Origin of the sequence: Prevotella melaninogenica (assembly GCF_018128065.1) — a bacterium.
GTDB lineage: Bacteria > Bacteroidota > Bacteroidia > Bacteroidales > Bacteroidaceae > Prevotella.
The window spans coordinates 475,388-487,952 of sequence record NZ_CP072360.1 but is presented as its reverse complement, the minus strand read 5'-3'; the positions used below and the strand labels follow the sequence as shown (position 1 = coordinate 487,952).

Here is a 12,565-nt window from a genome sequence, read left to right as displayed (position 1 = left end):
TTTAATGTATGACAACGCACAAGGATTTACTCGTCTGGCAGAAAGCAATGGTACTTGTCTTGAACGTCTATAAGGCGACAAAGAAATTTCCTCGGGAAGAAGTCTTCGGACTCACTTCACAAATGCGGAGAGCAGTCGTTTCAATCCCTTCCAATATAGCAGAAGGCTATGGCAGACTCCATACACGTGAGACTGAGAATTTCCTCAGTATAGCATTGGGTTCTGCGTGTGAGTTAGAAACTCAATTAATTCTTTCAAAGGACTTAGAGTTTCTTCATACAGAACTTGCTCAACAGCTTTGCAACGATGTTCAAACCATCATCAGAATGCTGACATCATTGATTAAGTCTCTGAACAAATAACTTGTTTACTTCACAACTTGTTTACTTGTCAACTAAAAACAAACAAAATGGCAAGAAATATATCATTCACAATTAAGTATTGGAAGCAGAATGGTCCACAGGATCAGGGTCATTTCGATACACATGAGATGAAGAACATCCCAGACGATACCTCATTCCTTGAGATGCTCGATATCCTCAACGAGGAACTTATCGAAGCTGGTGACGAGCCTTTCGTCTTCGACCACGACTGCCGCGAGGGTATCTGCGGTATGTGCTCACTCTATATCAACGGTACTCCACATGGTAAGACTGAGCGTGGTGCAACAACCTGTCAGCTTTATATGCGTCGTTTCAACGATGGTGATGTTATCACTGTTGAGCCATGGCGTTCAGCTGGTTTCCCAGTTATCAAGGACTGTATGGTAGACCGTACAGCCTTCGATAAGATTATTCAGGCTGGTGGTTACACAACAATCCGTACCGGTCAGGCACAGGATGCTAACGCTATTCTTATCTCTAAAGACAATGCTGATGAGGCAATGGACTGCGCAACATGTATTGGTTGTGGCGCTTGTGTTGCTGCATGTAAGAATGGTTCTGCTATGCTCTTCGTTTCATCTAAGGTAAGTCAGTTAGCTCTCTTGCCACAGGGTAAGCCTGAGGCTGCTAAGCGTGCTAAGGCAATGGTTGCTAAGATGGACGAGGTCGGCTTCGGTAACTGTACTAACACACGTGCTTGCGAGGCTGTTTGTCCAAAGAACGAGAAGATTGCTAACATCGCTCGTTTGAACCGTGAGTTCATCAAGGCAAAGTTTGCTGATTAGTCATGAGCAATTGGCAGTGATTATTAAGTCTACTGCCATGCTTATCCTTAAAATAGGAAATCCCATAGCTCTGTATAGGAGTTATGGGATTTTTTGGTTCTATAACGAATCGTGTGAGTAAATAGTTTTTCCTTGCCAGCGTTCCTATGTTTAATGGCTTTATGGCTGAACAGATGAAGACGAATTAATCTACAAGTATAAAGGAGTTTGAGTTAAACAAGCTTCTACACACCTCCTGTTTATTCTTAGTACTACAACATTTTGCTCACAACTCATCCCCTATCATCCTTATATCATAGTGAATTTTACCCTCCGCACATGTGGTGTTAACCCTCCGCACCATATGTGCTAACCCTCCGCACCACATGTGCAGAGTATCCGCACCGCAGCAAATGATGGTAAACATTCATAAACATAGTATGAATTAATACCTTAAAACATCCTATTTCGTTGGCTAAAGAGTAAAACGCTAAAACTAAACTGAACAAATAACTTCTTTCTATGAATACAACAGATATTATTCTAATCGGCTCAAACAACCCACACGATTCGTTATAGAGCCGATTTTGTCTATCTACTTGCTTAAGTTTGTGAGGGTTATAGAGGGAGTTCTATAAATTGATATCTAACAAGCTATGAATGACGCTTTCAGAGACAAAGAAAGGGCGCATGCGTCGTCTGTCCGCCTTTGTACATTCTTTGCGAACACACGAATCGTACGCCCCTGTATGTCTATACAGTTCTCTGTTGTTAGGATTTTACGGCCTTGTTACTTGCCCGTTGCAAGTTCCACAGCCTTGTTGACGATGTCACTCTGTGCATTCCATATACGGAAGTATTCGTTCATGTCCCATAGGTCACGGGCAACAAGCGACTTCAGTTGTACAGCAATGTGAGGCAGTGTAGCCTTCAGTTCGGCTTCATCCTTCGGTTCTATCTTCTCTTTCTTTCCCTCTGCCACGATTTCATTGAGCAATGATTGTGGTATCACATAATCCTTATTGAATGCGTCAAACGAGCTGTATTGCGCCTTCAATACCTTGCGGTTCGCATCGACATACTTCAAATATGCATTAATGATAATACTTTTTGTAGACAGCATACGATGGTAACGAGTAAACTTTGCAGTGTCAAGTGGAACGAAGTAATCAGGCATAATGCCTCCGCCACCATAGACAACTCGATGTTTACGGATAGTATAATACTTCAAAGAATCAGAGAACTGAATGCTGTCAGGATTGGTCAGCTCGCCGTGCTTGAAGCGTTTTTCAATATCCATCTCGTAGTCCTTCAGGTCACCCTTCTTGTAAGGCTTTTGAATACAACGACCGCTTGGCGTGTAGTAATGGGCGATGGTCAGTCGAATCATACTACCATCAGGAAGGTCGAGCGGACGTTGTACAAGTCCCTTACCAAAGGTTCTACGACCAACAACAGTTCCACGGTCATTATCTTGAATAGCACCAGTGACAATCTCTGCAGCCGAAGCTGAAAGTTCGTTCACCAATACATAGACCTTCACATCCTGCAAACGTCCATTGCCAACTGCCTTGAAGTTCTGTCGGCGAGAACGACGTCCTTCTGTGTAGACTATCATATCGTTGTTCTTAAGAAACTCATTGGAAATCTGGACGGCAGACTGGAGATAGCCGCCGCCATTGTCCTGCAGGTCGAGAAGTAGGGTTTTCATTCCTTTCTTCTTCAATGAGTCAACAGCCGTCATAAACTCGTCATGGGTCTTCATTCCAAAGCTTTCTATGCGAATATAACCCACGTTAGGACGAATCATATAGGAAGCATTGATTGTATGAACAGGTATTTTAGCACGTGTAACAATAAAAGTCAGTACATCTTTTACGCCACGGCGCACGATGCCCAACTTCACCTTCGTGCCTTTCTTGCCACGCAGCTTCTTCATAATGTCGATACGTGCCATCTTAACACCAGCGATTGCAGAGTCGTTCACACTGATGATACGGTCGCCAGCAAGGATACCCACCTTCTGAGACGGTCCGTTGACAACAGGCTGGATTACGACAAGTGTGTCCTCAATCATATTGAACTGCACGCCAATACCCTCAAAATCGCCCTGCAGCGGTTCGTTCATCGCCTTGGTCTCTTTTGCGTCGGTGTAGGTAGAATGTGGGTCGAGCTTCTCAAGCATACCCCTGATAGCATCCTCCGCCAACTTCTGTTCGTTCACAGAGTCCACATAGAAGTTGGTAATAGCCATCTCTGCTAACTGCAACTTACGCAAGGGTGAGTCGTTCTTCAGCTGTGCTGACAATGGTAAAAAGCTAAAGAGACAAAGGAGTGAAAGATAGATATACCTTTTCATAGACTAATATTGTATTTTAATGAAACTCTGTTTTCTTTGAAAGACAACGCATGAGACTGTCATTTGAGTCCCTTCGTTTGCCCTTCTATCTCGTTGAATTTATTGACTGATATTGCTTGTTTAATATCCTGTTTGTGACAATTGCGTAACGTACAGACTGATTATTCTGATAGAACTCTATACTCCTTTAATAGAACACTCGACTGATTTGAAAAAATAGTCGAGTGTTTTTAAAAATCAGACGACTGATTTGAAAGTCCCTGTCAACAGTTCTTTGGATAATCAATGATAGAAAATCCATATGATGAGAACCTCCTTTACATCTCTAATTGCTCTTCTGGCAAATCCTCTTCAATCACAAGGTTGTCAATAATAAAGTTCTGACGTTCCATCGTGTTCTTACCCATATAATACTCCAAGAGTTTGGCTACTTGGTCATTCTTATGCAAGGTAACCTGTTCCAAACGCATATCTGGACCGATGAAATGGGCAAATTCATCAGGTGAAATCTCACCAAGTCCCTTGAATCGGGTGATTTCTGGGTCTGGACCGAGCTCAGTGATAGCTGCTATTCGCTCCTCCTCAGAGTAGCAGTAGCGTGTGATAAAATCGTTCTTCTCCCCTTTTGCACGACGAGCATCCGCTTCAGCAATAACTTCCTTGTTCTTTATCTTTGTGCGACGGTTACGAACACGGAAGAGCGGTGTCTGAAGAACATATACGTGTCCTTTCTTAATCAGCTCTGGGAAGAACTGTAAGAAGAAAGTTATAATGAGCAAGCGGATGTGCATACCGTCAACATCGGCATCCGTTGCCACAATCACCTTGTTATAACGCAGTGAATCGAGTCCGTCCTCTATATCGAGTGCTGCTTGAAGGAGGTTAAACTCTTCATTCTCATACACCACCTTCTTTGTCAAGCCAAAGCAGTTTAGTGGTTTACCGCGCAATGAGAAGACAGCCTGTGTGTTCACATCACGACTCTTGGTGATGCTTCCGCTGGCTGAATCACCCTCTGTAATAAAGATTGAACTCTCTTCTTTTCGATTGTTTTTTACGTCACAATAGTGTACACGACAGTCACGCAACTTGCGGTTATGGAGGTTAGCTTTCTTTGCACGTTCACGTGCTAACTTCGTAACACCAGCCATCGCCTTGCGTTCTCGCTCGGTCTCCTTGATTTTATTCTCAAGTATATCGGTGAAGTCTTCTTTATGAATATGAAGGTAGTTGTCAACGTTTGTCTTGATAAAGTCGCCCACATACTTATTGATAGACTCACCATCAGGCGACATCTGTGTAGAACCCAACTTAATCTTTGTTTGTGATTCAAACACTGGTTCTTCAACGTTTACAGCAATGGCAGCCACCAATCCGTTACGAATATCCCCATACTCATACTTACCAAAGAACTCTTTTATCGTCTTGGCAATATGCTCCTTGAAAGCTGTCTGATGTGTACCACCCTGCGTTGTGTGCTGTCCATTCACGAAGGAATAGTACTCTTCGCCATATTGGTTGGTATGAGTGAAAGCTATCTCAATATCCTCTCCCTTCATGTGAACGATAGGATACAATGGGTCAACAGTCATATTATCAGTCAAAAGGTCCTTCAAACCATGTCGACTAAGTATACGACGACCATTGTACATAATCGTCAATCCCGTGTTCAGATAGGTGTAGTTACGGAGCATCTCCTCCACGATATCATCATGGAAGCTATAATTCTTGAAGAGAGTTGCATCTGGTTCAAAGTATATGTAAGTGCCATTCTCATCCGCAGACTTCTTCGTTTTGTCGCTCTGGATGTTACCTTTCTCAAACGAAAGCTCACGTACCTTACCGTCACGGAAGCTCTTCACCTCGAAGTGAGAGCTAAGTGCATTGACTGCCTTCACACCGACACCATTCAGTCCGACACTCTTCTTGAACGCCTTAGAGTCATACTTACCACCTGTATTCAGTACTGATACAGCCTCAACGAGCTTACCTTGCGGAATACCACGACCATAGTCACGCACGCTAACACGCAGATTATCCTCCACATCAATCTCAATACGGTCGCCGGCATTCATCTTAAACTCGTCAATAGAGTTATCAATGACCTCCTTCAGGAGTACATAAATACCATCTTCTGGCAACTTACCATCACCCAAACGACCAATATACATGCCCGGACGGGTACGCACATGCTCCATATCCGATAGGTGTCGGATATTATCGTCGGTGTAAGATACGGGTGTTGGGTGTTGGGTGTTGGGTGTTGATGACTTGTCCATGTGTTGGGTGTTGGGTGTTAATTTGAGAGTGATAGGTGTTAATTGATAGGTGATACAAAATGATTAACAGTTAGAGTGTAGGTGTTAAATAGGAGAATAACACGTAATATAGATATTCTCGCCACCCAACACTCAACACCTATCACCCAATAGCTTTCCTGTAGCATCTGCGCTTCTTGTGCATAATTGGGTCTAATGGACCCCACTGACTCTGTACATTTTCGTTGGTCTCCATCTCTACATGTGTCTCACCCCACTTAAAGCCATATTTCACATAGCGTGGGATGAGGTCAGCAAAGACAAGTGCATTCGCTCCCTTTGCACGGTACTCCGGAAGAACACCTATCAAAAGAAGGTCTACGACATCTGTTTTATGGAACTTTATTGCACGTAGAATATGCCACCATCCAAATGGGAAAAGACGTCCACGATGACATTTTTGCAAGGCACGTGTCAACGATGGTATGGTAATAGCAAGACCAACTAACTGGTTATCTTTATTGCCATCCTCTATAACTGTAATGAGATCAAGGTCGGCAAATGGGAAATACATATTGACGTACTGGTTTATCTGGCGTTCAGTCAATTCAGAAAATCCGTACAAATGCGAGTAAGTCACATTGATTAAGTCGAATAGTTTCTTGCCATAACCTCCTTCGAAAATATCCTTCTTAGTCAACTTACGAATACGTAGATTATAACGATTCTCTACCATTTCAGCAATTTTCGTATATTTCTCTGGCGCTGTTTCTGGAACATCAAGACGGTATTCTACATAGTCATTATCCTTCTCCCAGCCACCAAGTTTCTCCATGTGCTTTGGATAATAATCGTAGTTATAGATAGTTGCCATTGTACCGAGCTGATCAAAGCCCCATGTCAACATACCTTCTGGGTCCATATCTGTGAAGCCAAGTGGACCAACAATAGAGGTCATGCCCTTCTCTTTGCCGTAGTCTTCAACAGCCTTCAACAGAGCTTTTGACACTTCTATATCGTCAATGAAGTCTATCCAACCGAAGCGAACATCTTTCTTCTCCCATTTCTCGTTTGCCTTATTATTGATGATGGCAGCCACACGACCCACCACTTTCCCCTCTTTCAAGGCGAGGAAATACTCAGCTTCGCAGAAGTCAAAAGCAGCATTCTTGTCTCTTGACAGCGTTTTCAACTCATCGCTATAGAGGTTTGGGGCATCATACTGATCGCCCTCATAGAGATCATAATGAAACTCAATGAAATCCTTTAAGTCTTTCTTCGTTTCGACTCTCTTTATCTGAACTGATGACATTTAGTATTTTAAAATTCGTTATTTTCCTAATCTTAAACATGCAAAAGTACTAAAAAAAAGGTAGATTGGCAAATTTACGCTCCTTTTTATTGACTATTACTATCCTGCTACTCAGTCATAAGGACTCGTGTTAGGCATCCGCACCATATGTGCTAAGCATCCGCACCACTCGTGCTAACCATCCGCACCATATGTGTTTATCATTAAGACAACTCCAGTTTATGCTTAACATACTTGCAAAACATCATTTATTAAATAGTTCCTAAGCATTCACTAAAACCACAATAATCATTTATTATAATGATAGATAATATCTCATGACACCTTCTACTTTTTTGTTAGTATCGCTGTTTTCTTGCAAACGAAAAGCAGGTGATTGCTTTCTGTATCTGTGGTTGCAAAGAGGTAGACCTCTCCCCCTTCCTTTATCTTTAATCGTTTGCGCAAATCGGCAACGTTCATGGGGAAGTTACGCACAGCAAGATTGGCTTTTTCTATCCCTGAAAGACTACGTCGTAGTTCCTTCTTATTGAACGATGAAACCGCTGTTATCTCGAACCTTCGCCCTGGGAAATCATCAATAACCTCGTCAGAGACAAAAAGGTGAGAATTCAAACTTAATGCTGAAAGTGGATAACGAGTTGTGAGTAGTGCAAAGCAACCTGCCTTCATCAAGGAAGCATTAGGTTCATAGAGGTATTGACCACACACTGGAAGAGTCGATCCGATGCGCTGTGACGTACATAAAGCCTCATTAAGGGAATAAGAGACAATGCAATCATCATTCACGCAGAACACTTGTATGGCTTTTTCCACAGCCATTTTATCCTCTGTTATACCTTTATTCTTCTGCAAAACAAGCAGCAACTCCTTACATTCATTGCGTACAGAAACAATGTGAACCTCTCGAACAACATCGCCCAAATGATTGAGTTCGTCCACAGCACGATGCCAATCAAGCATTGGTGACAGCTTTATAACAATCGTATCAGCCTTCTCTAAGAATTCTTCTTCCAACGCCAAAACATCAGGTGAACAATCATTTATCAGCACTGTCTTACCTCCTTGCTCATTACGGCGGGCAGGATCGAGGAATAACACAGCCACATGGTCAAGCTGATGGAGATAGACTGTACCATCATCATTGACCACTTCGGCTTGTGTTAAGCCTAAAGCATGGAAGTTATGACGTGCTAACGCACATAACTTCTCCTGCTGTTCGACGTAGATTGCACGTTCAAAAGCACGTGCCGTAAACGAGAAATCAACGCCAAAGCCACCTGTGAGGTCACAAAGACTGGAAGAAACAGAAGTACCTGTCCCAACGAGACGTGTAACAAGTCGTGCCTTATACTCCGCTGTCTGCTCACTTGAACACTGTTCCATTGATAGATGCGGTGGGTAGATGATATCCTCATTCGCTGCCCACGACGGCAGTTTCGTGCGTGCTGTCTGCCATCCAGAAAGCTGGTCAAGGAGGAAGGGCATATCAATATCAGGGTAGCGGTGGGATTGGAGAGCAAGAAGCCTCACCCCCAACCCCTCTCCGAGTGGAGAGGGGAGTGAAATGTTATGTTCGCTTAGAACGTCCCGCACATATCTTGGCAGTAGTAGTTCTGAATGACTTATATCGTTTTTTTGCTTCATCTAATCCTATATTTGCATTGCCTTAATAGTCCTTAGAATTTTATTCTTACCATGCTAATACTGTAGCAAAGTCGGTAATCACTCCCCTCTCCATTTGGAGAGGGGCGGGGGTGAGGCTTCTTTTTTTACCTCACCACCCTCAAATTCTTCTTTGCCCAAGCTCTTGTACAAAGGTTGAAGTGCCACCACTCGATACGCAGAGGCATGAAACCAGCAGCACTCATCACCTCACGAAGAAGTCGGCGGTTGGCTAATGCCTCACGAGAAATAAGACGACGAGAGACGAGGTCAGCCTCCTTATCAATATGACTGGCTATACCCATGTGGTCGACTTTCACACCCATTGGTATCGTATCAATCGAACAGCTCGTAGCACCATCACGCCATGTTGCATCGTTCCAAGATGCTTTACAGATACTAATGTCTACAGCCATCCCATAGTTGTGCATACCACCTCCGTGGGCAGGATTAGACACATAGAAGTATTTTGGCGTATCTTTCACAGCATCCCACATCGTTTGCTGCACGCTCATTGGTCGTGTAGCATCAAAGATACACAGGCTTAAATCGGGTCGACGACGCTTCAACTCAGCCTGTGCCTTACGTAATGCATCAGCACAAGCGGGCAGCACGTAGGCATCACGTAGGTCATGATAGAGTACACGATTACAGAAGTTATCCGTACGTGCATACATCAAAGCCACCTTGATAGAAGGGTCCACATGCTTAATATTAACCAGTCCCTGTTGTTCCATGGACCGACCAGCAGCCTGCCGACGACTCTCTGTTGGCATCTGTGCCTGTACGCTACTAACAAACAGCGAGGCTACAAAGAGCATATAAAAGATTCGTTTCATTCTTTTTGTTTATTATATATCCTACAGCTATTCATGGATTATAGCTACAGTAGTTATCATTCATTTGTCGACAACAAAACACATACCTACATACGAAAGCTAACAAGGGCAGACACTGTCTTCCTCTCATGTCCTCTCAAGGTTCTGAAAGAAAGCACAGCCTCTGCCCCAGCCTTCTATAAACACTACTTCCGAGTAGAGCAAACATCACGTCAACGTGACTTAGCTCTTACCTCTGCCGTGTCTGTATCTTATTGATTTAATGCTGCCTTCTTCTGCTTTACGTAATCGCCAAATACGCGGTCTACCTCAGCACGCTGCTCATTATCGAGTGTGTCGTTAGCATGAATCAGCCCACGATAGTAAGTTTTGATAGCTTTCGTCAGCTGTGCTCTATCAGCAGAATTCTTCTCGAAGATATCGTCAAGGTCCTTATAAAGGGCTGGCTTCATCTTATTCATAAAGGCAAGCTTACCAGTTGCAGGAGCCTCAGCTTCAGTAGAAAGGCTATCAGCCTGCTCTGCTACATTAACCCTCATAGTATCTTCTGGAGCTGTTTCGGCATCAGATTTAAAGACAGATGACACATCTATCTTACCGACTTGATCAACCAATGCACCGCCATAGTTATAAAGCAATGCACCAACTCCGACAATAACAGCGATAATCAAACCTAACACAACGGTGCCCTTACCTATCTTTGGCATACTAAATGATGAACCTTCATGGTTCAAATCGCCAAAGAGTTCGTCAATATTGCTATAACGATCGCTTCTCTTAAACGCACAGCAACGCTTGATAACCTCACTGTAAGCCAATGTCAGTCCCATCACCTTCATTATGGTACCAAGCGAATAGATATCAGCTGTACCGTCGGCTGCCATCGTCTGGTCTTTCAACTCTGGTGCCATAAAGCGCGTTGTATCAGCTGTAGGCTTCACATCTTCAGGTGAAAGAACACTGAAATCAATGAGTTTTACATAGTCACCCTGCTTTGTAATAAGTACGTTTGAGGGCTTAATATTACGATGAGTAATACCCTGCTGATGAGCATAACGCAATGCATCGGCAATCTGATTAACGATACCAACTTTCTCGTCATCTGTATGATTTTCCTTGAGATAAGCCTGTAAAGTACGTCCTTCTACATACTCTTCCTCAATGCAAAGTCCGTAACCATCAACCTCTACCAAGCCTTGATAGCGTACAATACCCGAATGATTGAGCCGCTGACACTGCTTGAACTCGCGCTTCAAGGCATTACGAAGCAATACACGCTCACGGTATTCTTCCTTCAGAGTCTTCAATACGACTATCTGGTCGCCCTTGCGACACTTCACAATCATACAATATCCCTGCGATGGGATAACCTTATATTCAGTATAACTGGCCTTTACAGGAGCATCGGCAGTCTGTGCCTGTTCGTTAGTGGAAAGTTTGTTCTCACTCATTAATATTCGTAGGTTTTAATTAACTTTACGTCTTTTGTGTACAAAAGTAGTAAAAAAAAACGAGATAAGACAGAAAAGAAGAACTTAAAATGCCTTATTATAATTCTTCTCATTTTACGGATAAAGAAACTTAATCGTAATTAATAAATTAGTCCTACTGGTAAACACTTTCCATATATAAGTTATTCATTTGTGTCTTATATATTTTCTTATAAGTACTATCAGGATTCTCTTTTCCCATCTTATGCCCATGTGCTGTTGCTCAGCACGTGTGGTGTTGACGGTAAGCACCAATGGTGCGGAGGGCTAACACCCTTGTAATATATTACTGGTGTACGGGTAATTTATGGCTTAAAAAGGACTATACTACCATAAGAAAACAAATCTTACTTGGTTAGGAGGCTTACTTTTACAAAGACAACACAATACTATCTATCGAAAAGAGATTCAGTATAAGGAATATGTTGTTTAAGTTTTAGCAAACGACAATATTAAACATTAAAGTATGAAAAAATAGAAATAGACTTGATAAATGCCCGATAATTTTATATATTTGCAGCAATAAGAATTAGAAGAAAAGACACTTTGTAGGACAAACAATAAAACAACTTTATAAAATAACAGACTTTGAATCTTTCTCAAAATGTTCAAACTTAAAAACCAATCAAAATGAAGAAAAACATAATATTACTTATTCTTCTCGTCAACACGACTTGTCTATCTGCCCAAACACTGGACTTCTCTAAATTAGAAGGGCGATGGGATTCGACTAAAACTGTGCAATATGAATCTGCACAATACCAGATAGTCTATGAATACAAGTATGCTAAAGACGCAAAGTATCCAAATGCTAAACGTACGGCAAACACAATTCTAAGGATAGGTAAGCTGTACAATATGTTCATCGACTATGGACAACTTACTTTCGACTCCATCTCCGCATCTATATCAAAAGGAGAATCCCAAGTAACTTCATCGGGTCCTAAACTTATCGGAGCTTTAAAAAGCATAGGATTTCAAGAACTCATCCTGCTGAATAGAGAGACAAAAAAAGAGTTTATCCAATGTAAGGCAGGAGGACTTCAAAGATATCAATACGAAGAAGATGCTCCTCAACTAAAATGGGAATTACTGCAAGGAGATAGTACTATTGCTGGATATCAGTGTCAGAAGGCAAAAACAAGGCTCTTCGGGCGTGATTACATAGCTTGGTATGCACCTGAAGTAGAACTGCCTTACGGACCCTATAAGTTCTGTGGACTACCCGGACTCATCTTTAAAGTGCAGGACACAGAGGACAATTTTTCTTTCACTCTAACTGGATTACAGAAAGTAAAGGACTATGCTCCTATTTATATGTACGATAAAAGTGCCGTGACCAAGAGTACCCGAAAAGCTGTCAGACAAATGTATAAGAACTATTGTGCTGACCCAGTAAAAGCCTTGACAGGAGATGGAAGCATTACTGTATCGGCTGATGTTGCAGCAACAGTTAACGCAAAGCCTTACAATCCGATAGAATTAGAATAACATC

General features: G+C 42.4%; 9 protein-coding genes. 3 read left to right on the top strand and 6 right to left on the bottom strand.

The features are described 5' to 3' along the window. Positions 1–8: 8 nt before the first annotated feature. Together J5A56_RS07860 and J5A56_RS07855 are read left to right on the top strand one after the other, a co-directional pair. On the top strand, positions 9–362 hold the full coding sequence (locus J5A56_RS07860) for a four helix bundle protein (RefSeq protein WP_021672521.1): 354 nt from the start codon (positions 9–11) through the stop codon (positions 360–362). 47 nt (positions 363–409) lie between these two features. Then, positions 410–1,168, top strand: a complete 759-nt coding sequence (locus tag J5A56_RS07855; protein WP_021672520.1) for a succinate dehydrogenase/fumarate reductase iron-sulfur subunit — start codon at positions 410–412, stop codon at positions 1,166–1,168. 769 nt (positions 1,169–1,937) lie between these two features. On the opposite strand, the gene J5A56_RS07850 is transcribed toward J5A56_RS07855, so the two are convergent. The 6 genes from J5A56_RS07850 to J5A56_RS07825 all read right to left on the bottom strand — a co-directional run bounded on the left by J5A56_RS07850 (position 1,938) and on the right by J5A56_RS07825 (position 11,031). Next, the gene (locus J5A56_RS07850) at positions 1,938–3,506 is read right to left on the bottom strand and encodes a S41 family peptidase (protein WP_021672519.1); all 1,569 of its coding nucleotides are present in this window, start codon (positions 3,504–3,506) and stop codon (positions 1,938–1,940) included. Positions 3,507–3,823: 317 nt separating this feature from the next. Beyond that, a complete protein-coding gene (locus J5A56_RS07845; protein ID WP_036920159.1) occupies positions 3,824–5,785 on the bottom strand; it encodes a DNA topoisomerase IV subunit B in 1,962 nt (653 codons plus the stop codon). Between the two features lie 142 nt (positions 5,786–5,927). Next, entirely contained in the window at positions 5,928–7,076 is a 1,149-nt protein-coding gene (locus J5A56_RS07840) for a hypothetical protein (protein WP_021672517.1), read from the bottom strand. 327 nt (positions 7,077–7,403) lie between these two features. Next, positions 7,404–8,723, bottom strand: a complete 1,320-nt coding sequence (locus tag J5A56_RS07835) for a class I SAM-dependent methyltransferase (RefSeq protein WP_021672516.1) — start codon at positions 8,721–8,723, stop codon at positions 7,404–7,406. 125 nt (positions 8,724–8,848) lie between these two features. Continuing rightward, entirely contained in the window at positions 8,849–9,580 is a 732-nt protein-coding gene (locus tag J5A56_RS07830) for a M15 family metallopeptidase (protein WP_021672515.1), read from the bottom strand. 251 nt (positions 9,581–9,831) lie between these two features. Beyond that, a complete protein-coding gene (locus J5A56_RS07825) occupies positions 9,832–11,031 on the bottom strand; it encodes a serine/threonine protein kinase (RefSeq protein WP_021672513.1) in 1,200 nt (399 codons plus the stop codon). 669 nt (positions 11,032–11,700) lie between these two features. On the opposite strand from J5A56_RS07825, the gene J5A56_RS07820 reads away from it, so the two are divergent. Next, positions 11,701–12,561: a GLPGLI family protein gene (locus tag J5A56_RS07820; protein ID WP_021672512.1), complete on the top strand. Its 861-nt coding sequence runs from the start codon at positions 11,701–11,703 to the stop codon at positions 12,559–12,561. The last annotated feature ends 4 nt before the right edge of the window (positions 12,562–12,565 follow it).